This is a genomic window from Enterobacter sp. DC4 (genome assembly GCF_000568095.1).
Lineage (GTDB): Bacteria > Pseudomonadota > Gammaproteobacteria > Enterobacterales > Enterobacteriaceae > Enterobacter > Enterobacter pseudoroggenkampii.
This window is the reverse complement of sequence record NZ_AZUB01000015.1, coordinates 1-19,789: the sequence shown is the minus strand read 5'-3', so window position 1 is coordinate 19,789 and position 19,789 is coordinate 1. Positions and strand designations below refer to the sequence as shown.

12 protein-coding genes and 8 pseudogenes are annotated in these 19,789 nt (G+C 49.2%); 11 read left to right on the top strand and 9 right to left on the bottom strand.

Annotated elements, in window-relative coordinates; translation table 11 throughout:
- Positions 1-450: 450 nt before the first annotated feature.
- Entirely contained in the window at positions 451-1,119 is a 669-nt protein-coding gene (locus P349_RS01090) for a hypothetical protein (protein ID WP_050597532.1), read from the top strand.
- Between the two features lie 613 nt (positions 1,120-1,732).
- Positions 1,733-2,071 (top strand): annotated as a pseudogene (locus P349_RS0124750) (tyrosine-type recombinase/integrase); the annotation flags it as partial.
- Between the two features lie 312 nt (positions 2,072-2,383).
- On the opposite strand, the gene P349_RS01095 reads toward P349_RS0124750, so the two are convergent.
- The gene (locus P349_RS01095) at positions 2,384-3,394 is read right to left on the bottom strand and encodes a RepB family plasmid replication initiator protein (RefSeq protein ID WP_032664320.1); all 1,011 of its coding nucleotides are present in this window, start codon (positions 3,392-3,394) and stop codon (positions 2,384-2,386) included.
- A 722-nt stretch (positions 3,395-4,116) separates the two neighbouring features.
- On the opposite strand from P349_RS01095, the gene sopA reads away from it, so the two are divergent.
- Complete coding sequence (gene sopA, locus P349_RS01100; RefSeq protein WP_032664225.1) at positions 4,117-5,283, top strand: plasmid-partitioning protein SopA; 1,167 nt, start codon at positions 4,117-4,119, stop codon at positions 5,281-5,283.
- Positions 5,283-6,239: a ParB/RepB/Spo0J family plasmid partition protein gene (locus P349_RS01105; protein ID WP_032664223.1), complete on the top strand. Its 957-nt coding sequence runs from the start codon at positions 5,283-5,285 to the stop codon at positions 6,237-6,239. Before sopA ends, P349_RS01105 begins: the two co-directional genes overlap by 1 nt.
- A 737-nt stretch (positions 6,240-6,976) precedes the next feature.
- Here P349_RS01105 and P349_RS26900 read toward each other — a convergent pair.
- The 4 genes and pseudogenes from P349_RS26900 to P349_RS26085 form a co-directional block, all read right to left on the bottom strand.
- Positions 6,977-7,109: pseudogene (locus P349_RS26900) on the bottom strand (DNA polymerase V subunit UmuC); the annotation flags it as partial.
- 106 nt (positions 7,110-7,215) lie between these two features.
- Positions 7,216-8,436, bottom strand: a complete 1,221-nt coding sequence (locus P349_RS01110) for a S8 family serine peptidase (RefSeq protein ID WP_152540109.1) — start codon at positions 8,434-8,436, stop codon at positions 7,216-7,218.
- A gap of 5 nt (positions 8,437-8,441) precedes the next feature.
- Entirely contained in the window at positions 8,442-8,813 is a 372-nt protein-coding gene (locus tag P349_RS01115; RefSeq protein WP_032664222.1) for a hypothetical protein, read from the bottom strand.
- A 261-nt stretch (positions 8,814-9,074) separates the two neighbouring features.
- Positions 9,075-9,817, bottom strand: a pseudogene (locus P349_RS26085) (IS3 family transposase); the annotation flags it as partial.
- A 263-nt stretch (positions 9,818-10,080) separates the two neighbouring features.
- Between P349_RS26085 and P349_RS01120 the strand changes: the two are divergent.
- Complete coding sequence (locus tag P349_RS01120) at positions 10,081-10,833, top strand: hypothetical protein (RefSeq protein ID WP_032664219.1); 753 nt, start codon at positions 10,081-10,083, stop codon at positions 10,831-10,833.
- 32 nt (positions 10,834-10,865) lie between these two features.
- On the top strand, positions 10,866-11,600 hold the full coding sequence (locus P349_RS01125; RefSeq protein WP_152540108.1) for a site-specific integrase: 735 nt from the start codon (positions 10,866-10,868) through the stop codon (positions 11,598-11,600).
- Between the two features lie 125 nt (positions 11,601-11,725).
- On the opposite strand, the gene P349_RS25860 is transcribed toward P349_RS01125, so the two are convergent.
- Together P349_RS25860 and P349_RS01130 are read right to left on the bottom strand one after the other, a co-directional pair.
- Positions 11,726-12,031 (bottom strand): hypothetical protein, encoded by a 306-nt coding sequence (locus P349_RS25860; RefSeq protein WP_071995340.1) that lies wholly within the window; start codon positions 12,029-12,031, stop codon positions 11,726-11,728.
- Complete coding sequence (locus tag P349_RS01130) at positions 12,028-12,654, bottom strand: ParA family plasmid-partitioning AAA ATPase (RefSeq protein WP_008502208.1); 627 nt, start codon at positions 12,652-12,654, stop codon at positions 12,028-12,030. The genes P349_RS25860 and P349_RS01130 overlap by 4 nt, the downstream gene beginning before the upstream one ends.
- Positions 12,655-12,886: 232 nt before the next feature.
- On the opposite strand from P349_RS01130, the pseudogene P349_RS0124740 reads away from it, so the two are divergent.
- Positions 12,887-14,239: pseudogene (locus P349_RS0124740) on the top strand (hypothetical protein).
- A gap of 303 nt (positions 14,240-14,542) precedes the next feature.
- Here P349_RS0124740 and repE read toward each other — a convergent pair.
- Positions 14,543-15,298: a replication initiation protein RepE gene (repE, locus tag P349_RS01135; protein ID WP_032664216.1), complete on the bottom strand. Its 756-nt coding sequence runs from the start codon at positions 15,296-15,298 to the stop codon at positions 14,543-14,545.
- Positions 15,299-15,740: 442 nt separating this feature from the next.
- Positions 15,741-16,992 (bottom strand): annotated as a pseudogene (locus P349_RS0124735) (Y-family DNA polymerase).
- Between the two features lie 219 nt (positions 16,993-17,211).
- On the opposite strand from P349_RS0124735, the pseudogene istA reads away from it, so the two are divergent.
- The 4 genes and pseudogenes from istA to P349_RS0124725 form a co-directional block, all read left to right on the top strand.
- Positions 17,212-18,126, top strand: a pseudogene (istA, locus tag P349_RS01140) (IS21 family transposase); the annotation flags it as partial.
- A 22-nt stretch (positions 18,127-18,148) separates the two neighbouring features.
- A pseudogene (locus P349_RS27085) lies at positions 18,149-18,496 on the top strand (Mu transposase domain-containing protein); the annotation flags it as partial.
- The gene (gene istB / locus P349_RS01145) at positions 18,496-19,293 is read left to right on the top strand and encodes an IS21-like element helper ATPase IstB (protein ID WP_032664212.1); all 798 of its coding nucleotides are present in this window, start codon (positions 18,496-18,498) and stop codon (positions 19,291-19,293) included. The pseudogene P349_RS27085 and the gene istB, both read left to right, overlap by 1 nt.
- A gap of 92 nt (positions 19,294-19,385) precedes the next feature.
- Positions 19,386-19,789 (top strand): annotated as a pseudogene (locus P349_RS0124725) (ISKra4 family transposase); the annotation flags it as partial.

Genomic DNA, 19,789 nt, shown 5'->3' with positions numbered 1-19,789 from the left:
TTAAAGAGGATAATAACGTTATTTCCCGAGAAAATGACCTTTTCGCATTTTCGTTATACACTGTTAATTGCAGATAGAGCCTTGGCTTATTAATGGTAAGTTCACACATGCAGACTACTAAAACCCAATGTATATATAATAATACTCCTGACTTACGGATGACCGGCCATGCCGGTGCAGAACGTCAATTAAACACAGAACTGGACGAGCACTGCGATTATTACCCCGGCAGACCCGGATCAATGGATCCAGTTACAGGAGTCTCTAATCACCGCACAAACACTAGGAGTCAGCTATCCACTCGACCCTTCTGCGGCATTTGATCTTTTCATCAAAAAATTTCAATCTCAACAATTAATGGAAGAATATATAAAGTTAACACCCGCTCTGATACAACAATATTCTCGATCATCGGAGCACGGACGAGAATTCAGTCAGGCAGTTAGTGCCATGTTTTCTGGAACACAAGCACTGGCGATTTCTGGCGGTAAAAATGAATCAGCTCCACTTTATCGCTCCTGGAAACTCAGCTTAACGGGGCCACACCCGCAAACTGCTCAGGATACCCTGAGAGGATACATCGGTTTTGTTACCGACAAAACCATTACACAGATACAACAGGAGCTTCATGAGGCACTTCAGCTGAAAATCAAAACGGAAAAAAGTGGCCTGGCACTGGAAATCTCGGAATTGCAGAACACTCATCTTGCCCGCGTTCAGAGGCTAAGATACGCCCTGCAAATTGCCAGGGCTGCTGGCATTGATGCTCCAGTTTATTCCCGTGGGCAATCGATGAATGATGACCCTGATTTTTCTGTCTCCCTGGGGGCCAGAGGACTTGCCAGTAAACTGAATATTGAAAAAAAATTAAGCGATTTGACTGAGTTAAAACCGGAACTAAGGAACCGGAAGTATCGGTTAGAAGAGCTTGAAAAAATCAGTATCCGGAACACCAATTTCCCAGTATTCAGTTACCAGGTTCCACCGTCCTATCCCGAGAAAAGAGAAGGTCCGGGGATGATGCTTTTACTTATCCTCGGTGCACTACTGGGAGGACTTACAGGTGGAGCATATGTGCTTTTACTCAATATGGTTGTCAGCAGAAAGCCACTGCCTTAGAGTCTTTATAATAAATCACCCGCTGGGTCAGCGAACTGTTGTCATGGCGCATAATACTATCAGTGGAATGAAACATCACCTAAATTACTGTTCTTGCTGTACGCTTCCAATACAACGATGTTGCAATAATTATGAGCCCTTACAGTTAACTGGTACTAAGTAGTCGAACCCGGAAAAAGCCGATGAGCGTATACTCATTACCAAAACTTATTCTGATACCAAGCGGGGTCGGAGAGCTAACCGAAATTTAGATTGATAAGGTTTCGTAAGGTGAAAAATTACAGATAGTTTCTGCAGGGTTCCCGGAGCTTGCATATATTTCAAGTGAAAACAGTACGTTCTTTCACCTGTTCTGAAGGCTGACAGAACCTTAACAGGTACGCTTAAAATTTCCGGTACATAAATGGCCTTCTGAAGAGAACGCCCGCTTCCATCAACTTGCCTTTTAGGCCTACAAGGAAGATATCAGCGCCGCAGCTGCAGAATGCCCTGCAGAAAGTGTCTGACCTGATAGAGGCTGCAGACCTGTCCCTTCGTCTGGAAGTGGACTATTTTAGTAACTGGCGTACCGAAGAAAACCGGGAAATCATTTCGGCCGCGCTGCGCATATCCCCGGGCGGAGAAAGCACGCATCTGAGATATCACCGATCGTACGGTCCGCACCTAGTTCAGCGAGGCAGTGGAAGCAGCAGCGGTCGACGAAGTGACGTTCTCCGTGCCGGTGACACCGCAGACGTTCCGTCATTCCTACGCCATGCACATGCTGTATTACGGGATTCCGCTTAAGGTTCTGCAGAGCCTGATAGGGCACAAGAAGATCAGCTCGACGGAGGTCTATACGAAGGTGTTCGCGCTGGATGTCGCTGCACGGCATCGAGTGAAGTTCCAGCTATCTGAAAGCGAAGCGGTTGCAATGTTGAAAGGAAATGGCCAAAGCCCAACTCAGCAATGACGACGGAGTTCAGGGGGGCTGTTTCCATAATCTGGAGGCAATTCCTTTCGACGACACGCTGGAGGTAACTTTGGTAGCATCATAGCTGAAGCAGGATATTGACTGAGTGGTGTAGTAGGACATGCCGCAGTGAATAACTTCAGACTATGATCACTTCTAACGCTCACCGCAGTCAATATTTCTACTCTAAGCGTGCTTGTTTACATACCGCTGTCAATATAAGGATTACCTGAATGATGGGTGAATGAAGAAATATTGACTGTGGTATGTAGACTACATACCACAGTCAACAGACTTCAAAATCTGCATACATCAGTCATTATCCCCTTTCACGCTGGCGAGCGCTTTTGCAAGTTTCTTAGGATCAATACCAGCGGCCTTCAGGGCTTTAATCACTTCGTCATAGTTCTGCTCAGGCACTTCCTCTTCCTGCTCACGAGGAACAATAACCTTACTGCTTATTAGTTTTGGATTGCGGTAATGCACACTGAAGTATGTGGCCCGACCGCGTTTGAATTCGGTGTAGTCCAAATAGCCGATATCCTTCAGCTGGGTCATGGCTTTGCGCACCGTGTGGTTCTGCGTGTAGACATTAGATGTAAGATTGAGTCTGTCACGCATACGCTTCATGGAGATGGGGGCAGGATTCTGCGGAAGGCTTTCGATATAGGTATAGAGCGCTTGAGCGGACTCCTTACGTTGCAGGGCATCAATGGCCTTCAGACGCAACAAGACACGTCTGTCCATCTGATAAAGCTCGAAGAGTTTGGGTTCTGCCTTGATCTCAACGACATCGGCGGTAATATCGTAATATGCGGACTGGACCAAATGAGTTGTCCACCCTTTCGTTTCACTCTGAAACTTGAGGGTAACAGACGCCAGCTTGAACAGGGAATTACTGATCCTGTCGCGCATTTTCTTGTTGGAACGACGGGAGTCAAAACCACACATTTTAACGAACTCAACAAAAGATAGTTTGAGCGTGTCACCTTTGACTCCAAAATCATACATTGAACGAATGATCCCGAGCCAGACTTTAAAGTCCGTATCCATATCGAGTCGCGATCCGGTGATCCTGACATCGGTATACCCTTCACTCCGGGCTATGGACAACTGTACGAGCTCCTCAGTTGCATCTGTGACGTTTTTGCGGTTCGTCTTACTCCTGGAAGTCGATTTTAGTGTAGGAACGAACAGACCTAGTCTCATGAGTGCTACAGGCTGAACAGTGCTGGCGCTGTTGACATCCAGCTTAACAACTTCGCCCGTAGTCTTGTTGACCTCCTGAAGATTCAGGGGTAACTCATTATTTTCCATAGCCATTTGATTAACCCACATTTATCCACATAAGAAAGTATATACACATATTACAGTCAACGGAAATACATACCTCTGTAAATACAATTGCATACCGCAATAGGTGATCCCGCACATAACAGTCAACATACCACACGCCACAGTTAATGAAGGAAGCCTCCCGAGCCAAGCTAAACGGGGCGCTGAACGATCCTGGGATCTCTTTTGATCTCAACATGATCTCTATATGGATCATTTATTGGATCGAAATATGGAATAACTTCCTTCAACACATACAGGTCATAAGTGACATCGCACTGAATGATCCTACTGCAACAATTTGTTGGCAAAGTTCGAATCTGAAAGACAAAAAGATTGACTGTGGTATGCAAAAAATACGATTCAGCCCGCTTCCATGTGTTAACGAATGGCATACCGCAGTAAAGAAATTGCATACCGTAGTCAATTATCATTCATAGAAAAAATCCAGCAGATTTTCTTTTACTACGAAGCGTCAGTTATCCCCTTCCAGTGCGCAGTAATTCCGCTTCCTCGACGCATGCGCCTGCTGTCTGCGGCGAGCGGATAATATTCACTGAGATATGCCTGCAACTACTCAGGACATTCCTTAACCTGTTATATTTTGAGCAGCTTTGCAATTTTTAATATGGTTTGCAATTTTAGAGTTGCTTTGCGTCTTTTCTCAAGATTTAATATCTTTATGCAAAGATGATGACAAGGAACAGACAATGGGATTGATGGACACGCTTGATCAATGTATAGCAGCCGGTCATGAAATGACGAAAGCCATAGCAATTGCTCAGTTTAATGATGACAGCCCAGAAGCCAGGAAAATAACTCGTCGCTGGCGTGTGGGTGAAGCCGCCGATTTAATTGGCGTTTCTTCCCAAGCGATACGTGATGCAGAAAAAGCAGGCCGTCTTCCCCATCCGGATATGGAAATGCGCGGACGTGTTGAGCAGCGTGTGGGTTACACCATTGAGCAGATCAATCACATGAGGGATGTATTTGGCACCCGTCTGCGGCGACCTGATGACAGCGTTCCACCCGTCATCGCGGTGGCGGCACATAAGGGGGGAGTTTACAAGACGTCGGTATCTGTCCATCTGGCACAGGATCTGGCGCTAAAAGGGCTTCGAGTACTACTTGTGGAAGGTAATGATCCTCAGGGTACTGCATCCATGTATCACGGCTGGGTCCCTGATTTACATATCCACGCCGAAGACACGCTGCTGCCTTTTTATCTGGGAGAGCACGATGATGCAACCTATGCAGTAAAACCGACCTGCTGGCCAGGCCTCGACATCATTCCTTCATGTTTGGCTCTGCATCGTATCGAAACTGAGCTCATGGGCAGGTTTGACGACGGGAAACTGCCAACAGAACCCCACATGATGCTTCGCCTTGCTATTGAAACGGTGGCACATGATTATGATGTTATTGTTATAGACAGTGCACCAAACCTCGGCATTGGTACCATTAATGTCGTTTGTGCCGCGGATGTGCTCATCGTTCCAACGCCAGCTGAATTATTTGATTACACCTCTGCCCTTCAGTTTTTTGACATGCTGCGTGATCTGTTAAAAAACGTAGATTTGCAGGGTTTTGAGCCTGACGTCAGGATTCTTCTGACCAAGTACAGCAATAACAATGGCTCACAGTCACCCTGGATGGAGGAACAAATCCGCGATGCTTGGGGAAGCATGGTACTGAAAAACGTCGTACGCGAGACCGATGAGGTCGGTAAAGGTCAGATCCGTATGAGAACGGTGTTTGAACAGGCTATCGATCAACGCTCTTCGACCGGAGCTTGGAGAAATGCGCTGGCCATCTGGGAGCCTGTTTGTAATGAAATTTTTGATCGCCTGATTAAACCTCGCTGGGAGATCAGATAATGAAACGTGCACCAGTCATTCCAAAACACACTGTAAAAAATATTCGCCCCGTTAATCAGTCAGAGGCGCCCGCTGCACCGATGGTTGATTCTTTAATTTCACGGGTAGGAGCTATGGCCCGAGGGAACTCCATTCAGCTTCCGGTTTGTGGTCGGGAAGTTAAATTTATTCTGGAAGCAATCCCGGCCGAGATTGTTGAAACGGCATCAAGAGTCTGGTCAGGTAATGAACGCGACCAAGAACTGCTGACCGAAGACTCTCTTGATGATCTGATCCCTTCTTTTCTCCTAGGTGGCCAGCAGACACCTGCATTCGGACGACGGGTGGAGGGCGTCATTGAGGTTGCAGATGGCAGTCGCCGCCGGAGAGCTGCCATACTGACGTCATCGTATTATCGTGTTCTCGTAGGGGATCTTGATGATGCACAAATGATGGCTTTATCCCGGCTGGGTAATGATTACCGCCCTGTCAGTGCATATGAGCGGGGTAAACGCTATGCGCATCGGCTTGAAAATGAATTTAACAGCAATATATCTGGCCTTGCTGACGCAGAGAACATTTCCCGTAAAATCATTACTCGCTGCATAAACACGGCCTTATTACCAAAATCTGTGGTTGCCCTGTTTACTCATCCTGGTGAACTTTCGGCCCGTTCTGGTGAGGCTTTATACAAAGCATTCAAAGGAAAAGAAGCGTTATTGCTGCAACAGACTCAGCAGCTTCATGAGCAAAAGAAAGCCGGTGTTATATTTGAACCTGAGGAATTAATCGGATTACTGACTGATGTACTGAAAGAGCCATCCGGTAAAAAAATTAACTTGAGTACCCGTCATCAGTTTGTACCTGGTGCGACCGCCCTTTATAAAGGTGATAAAGTGATTTTCAACCTCGATAAATCACGCTTACCTGCCGAATGTATCGAGAAAATAGAAAGCATACTGCGTGACTTACAATAGGTTCATTCAGCCTGTGTAGTAATACCTGAAAGCTTCAACATTATTTTCTGATTTCCTCTCTTTCTGACTTGCTGCTCTGGGATATATATTCCAGAGCAGCACTTTTACCCTTCATAACAGTCCATCCCGTCTCTAGATTGTAATTACCAGAACAATATCTCCAAACAATTCCCTCGGGTTTCATATCTGTGGCCATGAATCTGGGTGCCACGGTTCACCCAGTAATCCGGCCTGGACTTACGTGATCATACTCTTGAAGGAACTGGGACCACGGTCCCACTTTGTAACCGAGTTTCACGAACCGTCCAGTGACCCGGTTCGGCCATATGTGATCATACTCTTGAAGGAACTGGGACCACGGTCCCACTTTATTACTGATTTTCACGAACCGTCCGGTGACCCGGCTCGGACTTACGTGATCATATTCTTGAAGGTGTTGAGACCACGGTCCCAATCTGCACTTGAATATCACACTCATCCTGATAACTTTGCCAAGATTGGCGACACCATACTCCGAAATGAGCTGAAACTAGACCTCTCTCTTTTATGCAGTCGTTTATCATGATCTATTTCGTGAGAATATTAACTTTACTCTTGTTTACGATGCGAAAGCAGAATATGTCCGTGCACTTCCCTGGCGCTTCCTCGTTCACTCGCGGGCTTCGCCCTGTCGTTCGGCTGCGGCGAGCACTACAGGTTCTCTCTGAAAGCCGAAATTTAACTGATTCTCGCATGAGGATTCCTTTCCAACGGTTGGTATACGCAGGGGGGCATGTTGCGTTTCGTTTGTCGGAATGGCGCAATCCCTCGTCCGGCAAACCAGGCCTGTCCCTGACCGGAATGATCAATGCCATAGAGAACCATCCTCAATGATACATACCTCGCAGGATTGTTCAGATACGATTTGGTTAGTAGGGCGCTCATCCTTCGCATTCCATGTGAGAAGGACAATTGCCCCGAGCGAACGCATTATTTGTCAGGAGGGCAGATTCTTGTCAAGCCAGAGGAGCGCCGAATAAACGTTTGGTCGTCTACCGATGAGATCTTCCACCCCCTGAGAACCTCCTGTGTAGCCAAGGATATCGCGCATCCAGTAGGGACCTATCAAGTATTGATGTGCGGTGAGCGAATAGCCCTGCAGTACCGCAAGCGCACCAGCTACCAGTGGTGTGGCACTTGATGTTCCTGCGAAGGATTTTGTGTAATTGCGTTCGTTGGACACCGTCTGCAGGTCGCCATATCCGGTGGTCGTCACGCTCCAGTCCCCCCACGCACAGACATAGGATGTGTAGTGCCCGTAATTCGAGAAAGACAGGCGGCGGCCCGTGACGTGATCACATGCGCCGACGAGCATACCTCCACTGTCTCCGTAGTCATGCATTGCACCAGATTCCGGACTCAGGTCCAGTCCACCGTTACCTGCGGCGAGAACGACGGTTACCCTGTTACTGGACAGTGCAAAAATCTTGTCCCACCATGATTTCACATGGATAGCGGGAAAATAGACGCCGTCTGAGCCGAACTGGATATCAAGACTGACTATATCGCCTGCTTGAGCGTCGGCCACGATCTTGTCGAAATCGCCCGTATCGTAGAAATAGAATTGACAGTCGTAGGCGATCCCCGTGACACCAGAACTGTTTTTTGTTGCGGCTATGCACCCGACTGATGCGGTGCCATGGTTACAATCATCTGTTTCCGGTCGGCTGGTGACGACCGTGATATGGCCAAGATCTTCATGATTACGGTACACGCCGAAATCGAGATGGCGCACAGTCGCGCCCCGGCCGGTCGCCGCCTTGTTCCCCCAGGCAGCGCGAACGTTCAAGGCAAGAGTTTGTGTTGTGGCCCAGTCGCCGAGGTACGTTTGCCGTGCAGTGAAATCGGGCGTGACACCACCGGGCGCGAACGGAGGGCTCATCTCCCCCTCCTGATTGGGGCGAGCTGGAGCCCTGGGCGGCAGCATACCGGCCGTATCGGGGGTAACTGAACAGTAGACGACATAGTCGAGCGTTTCGAACTCATGTGCGAGCGTGATCATTTCATCGCGCGAGATCGTCCCGTAGAGCCTGTACAAATGAGTAAAATGTTCGCCGTACTTAGCAATGACTTTTGGCGAATACACAAGTGCGAAACTGAGTACAGACTTCAACCTGAGATATGTGGGCAATGCCGAACTTACGATTTCGTTCTGCAACCTGACTAGCCCGCCCGTTCGAGATAATAGTTATCAATATTGTCGTAGAAGCAGTGTCCACCTTTCAAGCTCCTGACGGAGCCTGCCTTGGCGGATGCCGGCCACGGGGTCGTGGACTGGATCGTCAGCGGAGATGAGTCGAGCACCGATGTCGAACCATCGGCGTGCTTGAAAAGTGCTTTTGCCCGATAAACACCGGGCGACTGTATGTCAAAGTGCGCGGTTTCGCCGGGGCGAGTGACATCCTGCTCGGAGATCACTGCATCGTCCTTTTGCAGTTGATAGCGAATAGATTTGAAGCTTGCACGTCCTTCATAGCGAACAAATACAATGCCGTCAAAATCCAGATTTCTGAAGATAAGAAGTTCGGTCGTCATGGCTGGTCCTTTCGTCACATGAAAATCAAATCACAGTCCTGTTGGTTTTCAAGCGGCGTCTCGCTTGTATCCACAGATATTCTGGGCAGCATTCGAACATCCCCTGGTTCAAGCTAAAATGCGCTGAACAAAAAATATGGTACCTCATCGTGAATTTTGCAACATAACCATCCTGGAGGGCATCTAAGACGTCAGTCAAACCACTAAGCATTTTTGACATTTAATAATTCATTAATGTAAGTATGAATCGTCACGGATAATCTAGACACTTCCGAGCCGTTGATAATTCTGGTTTTCATATTCTGTCGGTGACATCTGATTGCTCGAACCATGCCGACGCTTACTGTTATAAAACATTTCGATGTAATCAAAAATATCGCTGCGGGCTTCTTCCCGCGTTCCGTAGATCTTTTTCTGTATCCGTTCGCGTTTCAACAACTGGAAAAAGCTTTCTGCAACCGCATATCGTGACAGTTACCGCGACGGCTCATGCTCCCCTCCAGGCCGTGTGATTTCAGGAACGACTGCCACTCATGGCTGGTGTACTGACTGCCCTGGTCCGAGTGAACCAGCACCTGTTTTTGGGGATTACGCCGCCATAAAGCTGTCAGCAGTGCATTCAGGACAATGTCCTTTGTCATCCGGGATTGCATTGACCAGCCGATAATTTTGCGTGAGAACAGATCAACAACCACAGCAAGATACAGCCAGCCTTCGTGGGTCCTGATGTAGGTTATGTCCGTTACCCAACGCTTATCCGGAGCATCCGGATTGAACTGTCACTGGAGCCTGTTGGGCGATACGATACTGGCCTCGCCTTTGCGTGCCCGCGGGCTTCGGTACCCGACCTGAGCCTTTATCCCGGCACGATTCATCAGTCGCCAGACTCTGTTCACTCCGCACTGTTGCCTGCTATCCCGCAAGTCTAGATGGATCTTGCGATAACCATAAACGCAACCGGACTCCAGCCAGAACTGTTTGATCTGTCCCGTTAGTCTCAGATCTACCTAGTTGTAGCGACCTGCGTTTATAAATGCAGGTTTGAGCATTTATAAACGCAGGTCGCTACAGATAATGGCCTCCGGTACCTGCTGGACTGTAAAGCGGAATGGAATGGCATCCTGGACAGCTTCTGACAGTCAGAAACGGCGCTTCAAGCCATCAGACTGACCTGAAGGCGAAAAGCGCTGGCCGTTTGAGCCTGCCCGTTTTGTGCCAGGCCAGGCCTGACGGGATTTCTCAGGAATATAAAGAGGTAAAATGATCAATGGCTGATATTCAGGTCGCAGCGGAAAGCATAGTTACTGCGACATCCCATCCCGTTTCCGTACAGGTGATTAACCAAGGGGCGGGGATCTCGGGAAACGTAGCAACTGGGCTTATCACTGGCCTGCTGACCGGGGGAATTACGCTCACAGGCATCTGGCTGACACACTATTTCACACTTAAGCGCGAGAGACAGGCGTCAGAAGATAAACTGAAAAAGGAGCTGCATTACATTGCTACCGAATTGGTTTTTAAGCTTGAACGGTATGCTGAGGCTTGTGCCCAGGTTGCGTCGGATGACGGTCAGGATGATGATGCCTCACAGCCTGAAAGGGAAGCTGTGACGGATTACCCTAAACTGAATCTGACTGATATCTCCGGTGACTGGCGGATTTTAGATCCACGTCTTATGTACCGCATCCGTGAACTAACAGTGCTCCAGGATGAGGCCCGCAGGGCAATTAAATATGCCGCCGAAATACCCGCCCCTCCTTGGCATAAGGACTATTTTAGGGAACGGCAGTATCAGTTCACGCGTTTAGGCATCAGGGCCGTCATTCTTGCCGTCCGTCTGCACCGGGCTACCGGTCTGCCCGAAACACGTCTTACAGGTCATGATAAATGGTCTGCGGTTTCCGTGTTTCATAAAGTCTGGAGACGTGAAAGACCCCTGCGCGCTGCTGAAGCAGCCCGCAACAGGAAATGGAATCAAGCGGTGATACCTGATGGAATGTCAAAACCATTAGCGGCCTAATATCATATTCTCACCCGCAGCAGCCGGCGCAAATGCCGGTGGCCATCGATTACCCGGCAGCGCTGGCCCTGCGCCAGATGGCTCTCGTTCAGGACGAACTGCCGAAATATCTGCTGGCACCGGAAGTAAGTGCCCTGCTCCACTATGTACCCGATCTACACCGCAAGATGTTGCTGGCAACCCTCTGGAACACCGGCGCGCGCATTAACGAGGCGCTGGCGCTGACCCGGAGTGATTTTTCCCTGGCGCCGCCCTACCCGTTCGTGCAGCTGGCCACACTCAAGCAGCGGGCGGAGAAAGCGGCCCGAACGGCCGGCCGCTCACCTGCCGGTAGTCAGGCGCATCGCCTGGTTCCGCTTTCCGATGCGAACTATGTCAGCCAGCTGGAGATGATGGTGGCCACGCTGAAAATACCTCTTGAACGTCGTAACAAGCGAAGCGGCAGAACCGAGAAGGCACGTATCTGGGAGATTACCGATCGGACGGTCCGCACCTGGCTCAGCGAAGCGGTTGAAACGGCTGCGGCCGATGGGGTGACGTTCTCCGTGCCGGTGACCCCGCACACATTCCGCCATTCCTACGCGATGCACATGCTGTACGCAGGCATACCGCTGAAGGTGCTGCAGAGTTTAATGGGACATAAGAGCATCAGCTCGACGGAGGTGTATACGAAGGTGTTTGCGCTGGATGTGGCAGCACGGCACCGGGTGCAGTTCCAGATGCCGGGCGATGAGGCGGTGGCGTTACTTAAAAAAATAGGTGACTAAGATAACAAGATAACAAGATGGTAAGTTACTATCTTACTATCTTACTATCTTGTTAATTTAGTAATCATACTACCTTTATTTACCAACTACACAAACCATTAAGTTATTAAGTTATTAAGTTATTATTACTTTAATCTAGATTTTTCAATCAGTTGAGAGATTTCTTCTCGTGATAAATTTTCTAATGCCATCACTGCAGCTCTAACTACATCGGATCTATTTACTCTCCTGTTCCCTGATAACATCTCTTCCTTTATGACATTATCAATTGAGTTAAGATTCTCTTCAGCAAGAGAGATACTGACTGGTTTTGCTTTACTAGTCGCAGATTTATTACTTGGTTCATCTGGATTTTTTGCAGTGAGACCAGCTGTGCCTCCGTTTATAAACGAAGCTTCGTCCCTTGGCGGTGTTTGTGCTCTATTCCTCACAGAATGATCTCCTTAACCAGAGCTTCAATTTCTTCTTGGGCTTTGATGTTCTGTGTTTCAAAAATAGTCATTGATTCGGCCCAGGCATCCCTGTGAGCTTTTCTGTCACATACACGAGCATTAGACAGATTCATTTCCGGAAAGTCTTTGAGAACATCCGCTGCCTGATTAGCTTCATTAACGAACATGTTAGTTGGTGTCATATTCAACACTAAATACCCACGTACCGACTCGTTGAAATCTTTAGCTGCAGTAAAAACAGAGCATGTGTGAGGAACGACATCCAAATCCATTTGGGACGGTCGTAAAGGGGAAATAAACACATCTGCAGCCATTAATCCGCTTCGCATCTCTGCACTGTCACGGCCAGCACAATCGGCGATAACAAAGTCATAAGATTTTTCATGCTCTTTTAGCATGGCTTTGATGTTGCCGGACGCTCCAGTCACAGGCATATGAGGCAAGTTCTCTGGTCGATTGTTATACCAGGTCAGCACTGATTTTTGATCGTCGGCATCTACAATGAGAACTCGTTTTCCTAGTGCCATAAGATATGCAGCGATGGAAACTGCGAGCGTACTTTTACCTACTCCACCTTTTTGACTACCAAGAACAATGATCATATTCCGCACACCTTGTTTGTTATCTTGTTAAGATAATAGGATAACAAGAATTAATTTTCAATATGCTACGGCATTGATATCTTGTTATCATATTAACTTACAATGTTAGCAATTTCTTTAGATTCAGTGCGTTATGAATAAATTCAATATATTTATCATCTTAATAAGATGTTATGATATCAAGATATGATCTTGTTATCGTAATCACACTTTTGAGTGAAGGAGTAAATCAATGGACCCAGTGTGGAAAAAAATCCAAGGGGAAGGCTTGAAAGGAAACTGAATCTGGCAGAGAGAGGCATTGCTGCATGTTTTCAGCAACGGTCGAAAACCCGCTCAGGCTGATTTACGTATAGCAAATTCTGTGCTTGAAGAAATGGACCGCCGTAAGTTGTGGTTAAAATGTGATTGCGTCGAACATGACCCGAACATTGAAGGTCCTTTTAACTGCGAGGTTAACGTTGCCAGGTTACGCCACGTCAAGACGACAAGACAACATGATGAACAGTGCCCTTTGTTCAGGCTAAAGAAAAGTAAGGATGCTGATAACACTACCACTGAAGGAAAAACCAGCCCACTAAATCCGGTTGGCGGGAATGACTGGTTACCCGACAAGAAGAAAGACACCAAAATCAACGCTGTGGAAGGACCGGTACTGCCCCGTAAGCGTCGAAGCAAAACTCTTAAACCCATTCCGGCTCTGGGTCGAAAATTGCTGACTCTCATTCAGGCTGCTGGCCTGAACTAACTTGAACTAGTACCTGAATATAAAAGTCCGGGTTTAGTCGGTTCGGTCAATAGAATAAAAGAAGTTCTGAATGAACATACAATGGGCAATGGAACACAGCTTAATATACTGTTCAGTTGCGCGCCCTGGTTGTCCCTCGAACGGATTAACGACATGCTGACTCAGCTAGAAGTTTCACTACAGACTGATAGCAGTGATAAGGAGGCATGCGTGTATATCATTGGTATTGCGACCGATGCCAATCGGGAAGAAATAATCTTTAGCGTTCGGAGTAATACTTTTATCCATAGGCCTGAAGCCCGAGTCAGTATCAATGGAGAAAGCACCTACAACACTGGCAGTCGGGCCCCATACTGGGCAATTCTGGAATACCGCAGAGGTAGGGATGGCAAGGTTTACTGCCATGAGGGGTATGCGCATGCCGCGTATACGCTTGATAATCCGGTGCCTGTGGATAGCAACAAAGAGCGCGATACACTGAAGGTAATTATAAACGCCAGCAGCTATGCTGGCCGTCAGGAAAATCATCCGGATGCGATCAGCCTCAGCAAGCCACTTTTCACTTCTAAAAGCACTAAGAATGGGGTGGAGGAGGTCATTCATCCTGACTTCATACTGAATGTGGTTCCGAGCAAAGAAAACACAGTTACCACTTTCATCATTGAAACAATGGGCTCTGAATCCGAGGAGTATGTCGAGCGTAAACTACAAACACATAGCTGGATGGAGCAGGAAGGTGTGCTCTTAACTGATCCTCCGGGCTGGCCAGAACCATCAGACAGGACATTTAACAGCTTCCTGCTCAAACACATTTTTAGTGCAGGGAAAATGCACTAACAGGGACAGGCAGCGGTTTTGAATTCAAATAGTGACAATGCACCCTCAGCCAGAAGTGGAAAGGACGCTCTTAAGTGTGACAAACGACACTCAGGGCTGAGGGGAGATGTGACAAGCTGCACTGAACTAAATGTGACAAATTGCCCTCATTAAGTGTTTTTAAAGAACAAAATTGGCACCATTTAGTGCCTGAAAACCAGTCAGGGCAGAGGAAGGCAAACTGTTCTGTGACAAATCACCCTGAGAGCTTTAACTCTAGTGTGACAAACCACCCTGCTAATAGTGACAAATCACCCTCAAAGATCACTCAGGTGTTATCGACATTATGTCGCTGAAAGAAAAGACTATATGAGTCGTCTGGCGGCCTTTCTTTTTCTCTATATAAGACAGGCGCATTGGCGTTCTGCTGTTAATCTCATCGACACTCGCCTGCAGGAACCGACGGCGAAAGTCCGGCATACGCTGATAACTTTGCGGAAGCTGATAGCGCTCCATGATCCAGTCTATTTTCAGGGATACTACGCCAGAGCCATCCGGCTTACGGTACTGGCATAGTGACTCGTACAGGCGCATGGCATAGGGATTAGTGATCTCTTTCGTTTCACTTAGCCGAAACTGTGTGAAACGGTTCTGAAGGCCAATAAAGAAAGGAATGAGGTACGGGTTAATATGAACACTGTAGAGCCCTCTGGAGGGACTATGGGCACGTTTGATGAACCAGGGAAAGGACTCATAACCTTTTTCTTCCCCGGCATCCTCTTCAGGCCGATAAAAGACCACTTCTTTACCCGCGAATCCCTTGAGAGCCTGACGGATATCTTTGCTGGCCTCGGCGGAGGTCAACCCGAAGGTTTCCGCATACTTGGCGACCTGAATTTCACATATCCCATCATGCTCCTGCAGCGTACCGTCAGATTTTCTGATCTGGTCCACAAAGAGATAAAGCATACGCTTTTGATCGCGAGAAAGACTGTATGCCGCCTCAGTCAGTTCGTTTGACTGGACAATTCGCGGGCTATTCTTACGTTTTTTATGGTTGAGAACCGCAACTTCCGTCATGACAGGTCCGTGTAAAGTGTGACAGGAATTTAGATTGTCACACTAATTGAAAAAGAGTCAACAGGTTGGGATAACTTGTGGAATACAGCAAATCATGAGGGCAATTTGTCACAGGGTTAAGGGCAATCTGTCACACTTTAAGAGGGAGGTTGAGGGTGATTTGTCACACTGAAAGGGCAGATTGTCACACTGATCCTTCTCAAACCCGCATGAATAAAGGGCTGAGAGGTATTCTAAAAAGGTAAACCTAACAACCCTTTAAAAAGATCGTATAAAAATATGCCCGTGGATAAGTGGATAAAGCAGAGTGGGGTATCCATTAAACGCCGAGCGTAAGCTGAATTTGTCCGTGCAGTTCCCTGGTGCTTCCTCGCTCACTCGCGGGCTTCGCCCTGTCGTTCGGCTGCGGCGAGCACTACTGGCTCTCTCTGAAAGGCTAAATTTAACTGATCCTCGCTATGGGGATATCTTTCCAGCGGGTGGTGTACGCAGGGGAGAGCATATCGCGTTTCATTTGCCATGCAGGCGCAATCCCTCGCCCGGCAAACCAGACCTGTCCCAGACCGGAATGATTAATGCCATCGAGAACCTTCATCAGCTCAGCGCTGTGAGGACGTGGCGGACGGTCGTCGAACAGCTGCAGCTGCGAAACGCCTGAGTCGGTGAAGTCATTCAGCATCACACCGGCTTTGGCATACCGGTGCCCGTCCTTCCAGAGCCGCTGTGGCGGCCGCAATGATATCCCGGGTGTCCTGAGTGGGGGTAAGTAGTTTCTCTGTGGCCACGTTGCCGTAGTAAGGCTCTTTAACGGCGAACGGGGACGTTTTAATGAAAACGGAAATATGCCGGCAATACTGGCGCTCTTTACGCAGCTTTTCTGAGGCCCGCTCTGCGTACTGACAGACAGCCTGCCGCAGCGAATCGTACTCCGTGATTTTCTCTCCAAAACTGCGGCTGCAGACGATCTGCTGCTTTGTTGGCGGTGCTTCCTCAAGCGACATGCAGCTTTCCCCGTTCAGTTCCCGCACCGTTCGCTCGAGAACCACGGAGAAATTTTTGCGGATGAAGGCCGGGTTCGTCAGGGCCAGATCGAGCGCAGTCCTGATGCCAAGAACATTGAGCTTGCGTGCAATACGGTTTCCCACGCCCCAGATCTCTTCAACCGGCTGCAGTGAAAGCAGTTTCCGCGTTCGCTGAGGATTCCCCCTGGTCAGGGCGAGCACGCCACGAAACTGTTTCCACTCCTTTGAGGCCCACTGGGCTGATTTTGCCAGGGTTTTCGTCGGCCCGGCACCCACGCCGATGGTCAGACAGGTACAGTCATACACGTGCTGGCGCAGCTGCCGGCCGAAGTCCTCCAGGTCCATGCAGTGCTCCACTCCAGCCAGGTCAACAAAGAGCTCGTCAATTGAGTAAAATTCTACTCTCGGCGCCAGCTCCTCCAGGCAGCTCATCACGCGCGCTGACATCGAGGCATAAAGTTCATAGTTGCTTGAGAACGCGTATATTTTTTCCGGGTACTTTTCGTTTTTCATCTGAAACCACGGCGTGCCCATTTTGATCCAGGGCTTTGCCTCGGCACTTCTTGCGATGACGCAGCCATCGTTATTACTGAGCACCACAACCGGCTTTCCTTTCAAATCAGGGCGGAAAACACGTTCGCAGCTGGCATAAAAGCTGTTCACATCGGCCATGTTAGCGCCAATGATATAAGACGGTAATTCACCATTTGAATTGTCCGCTCCACCCAACATGTTGTTTCCTTGAGGTTCTCACACCAGAAAGGACATCGACATGCTGAGCAGAGAGGACTTTTAGCGCCAATGATATAAGACGGTAATTCACCATTTGAATTGTCCGCTCCACCCAACATGTTGTTTCCTTGAGGTTCTCACACCAGAAAGGACATCGACATGCTGAGCAGAGAGGACTTTTACATGATAAAGCAAATGCGCAAGCAGGGTGCGTACATTATCGACATTGCAACTCAGGTGGGTTGCTCTGAACGCACCGTCAGACGGTACCTTAAATACCCTGAACCACCGGCCAGAAAGACGCGCCACAAAATGGCCAAACTGAAGCCGTTCATGGACTATATCGACACGCGTCTGGCTGAGAATGTCTGGAATGGCGAGGTTATCCTCGCAGAAATCAAAGCTATGGGTTACACCGGTGGTCGCTCCATGCTGCGCTATTACATCCAGCCCAAACGCAAAATGCGTCCGTCGAAGAAAACGGTCCGCTTCGAAACCCAGCCCGGTTACCAGCTGCAGCACGACTGGGGCGAAGTTGAGGTAGAGGTCGCCGGGCAGCGATGCAAAGTTAACTTCGCGGTTAATACGCTGGGGTTCTCTCGTCGCTTCCATGTCTTCGCCGCGCCAAAGCAGGATGCTGAACACACCTATGAGTCGCTGGTTCGCGCCTTCCGCTACTTCGGTGGCAGTGTGAAAACCGTGCTGGTTGATAACCAGAAAGCGGCGGTGCTGAAAAACAACAACGGGAAAGTGGTGTTCAACTCCGGGTTCCTGTTGCTGGCCGACCACTATGACTTCCTGCCGCGTGCCTGCCGTCCGCGCAGGGCCAGAACCAAAGGTAAAGTTGAGCGGATGGTGAAATATCTCAAGGAAAACTTCTTCGTCCGGTACCGCAGGTTCGACAGCTTCGCCCATGTTAATCAGCAACTGGGGCAGTGGATGGGCGATGTGGCTGACAAGCGGGAGCTTCGCCAGTTCAGACAGACCCCGGAACAGCGCTTCGCGCTGGAGCAGGAACATCTGCAGCCGTTGCCGGATACGGACTTCGATACCAGTTACTTCGACATCCGTCATGTGTCCTGGGACAGCTATATCGACCCCGGAACAGCGCTTCGCGCTGGAGCAGGAACATCTGCAGCCGTTGCCGGATACGGACTTCGATACCAGTTACTTCGACATCCGTCATGTGTCCTGGGACAGCTATATCGAGGTTGGCAGCAATCGCTACAGCGTTCCCGAAACGCTGTGTGGTCAGCCGGTCTCGATACGCATATCGCTGGATGATGAGTTGCGGATCTACAGTAATGAGCAGCAGGTGGCATCACACCGGCTCTGTTCAGCATCATCTGGCTGGCAAACGGTGCCGGAACACCATGCCCCGCTCTGGCAGCAGGTCAGCATGGTGGAGCATCGTCCACTGAGTGCGTATGAGGAGCTGCTGTGATGCATGAACTTGAAGCGCTGTTGATCCGGTTGAAAATGGAACACCTTAGCTACCACGTTGAAAGCTTGTTAGAGCAGGCAGCTAAAAAGGAGCTGAACTACCGGGAGTTCCTGTGTATGGCGCTGCAGCAGGAATGGAACGGCAGGCACCAGCGCGGCATGGAGTCACGGCTGAAGCAGGCCCGTCTGCCGTGGGTCAAAACGCTGGAGCAGTTCGACTTCAGCTTCCAGCCAGGAATCGATCGTAAGGTTGTCAGGGAGCTGGCCGGTCTGGCGTTCGTGGAACGCTGTGAGAACGTGATCCTGCTGGGTCCTCCCGGCGTGGGGAAAACCCACCTGGCCGTAGCCCTCGGCGTGAAAGCGGCGGATGCAGGCCATAGGGTGTTGTTCATGCCACTCGACAGGCTGGTAGCAACGCTGATGAAAGCGAAACTGGAAAACCGGCTGGAGCGTCAGCTACAACAGCTGAGCTATGCGCGGGTGCTAATCCTGGACGAAATAGGCTACCTGCCGATGAACAGAGAGGAAGCCAGTCTGTTCTTCCGCCTGCTGAATCGCCGGTATGAAAAAGCGAGCATAATCCTGACATCAAACAAAGGCTTCGCAGACTGGGGAGAGATGTTCGGCGATAACGTACTGGCAACGGCGATCCTGGATCGGTTGCTACACCACTCAACCACAGTGAATATAAAAGGAGAAAGTTACCGGTTGAAGGAAAAACGCAAAGCCGGAGTGCTGGCCAAAAACGCAACGCCAATCAGTGATGATGAAATGGCGGAAAGCGGACAACAGAAATGATCAAATAGCGGACATTAAAAATGGCGAAAAACGGTCATAAATCTTGGCGTTGACAGCCGGGAGATAATCATCCACCACCGCAGGAGGCAATGATGCAACTGACGCTCCAGATAGTCATCACCGATGAATCAGGCTCCAGTCGAACGGAGGAACTGATGACACTCCAGAAATCAGGGGAGACCCGGAACGACATCGGATTATCGGTATCAGAATCTAAGCTGTTGCTGAATACGGTCCAGCAGTCGGTGGTCCAGCGGCAGGCAGACGAATATACTCAACACCATATCCGGTGCCCTCACTGCCTTGCTGCGCGCAGAATCAAAGGCAAACAGAAAATACGGTACCGGACGCTGTTTGGCGTTATTCCTGTATCCGGGCTTCGGGTGTACCGGTGCCGTTGTGAAGACAGTGATACAAAGACAGTCAGTTTGCTCAGCGACTGGGCCGGCGATTATTCTCACCCGGCACTGAAATATATTGAAACCCGCTGGGCCTC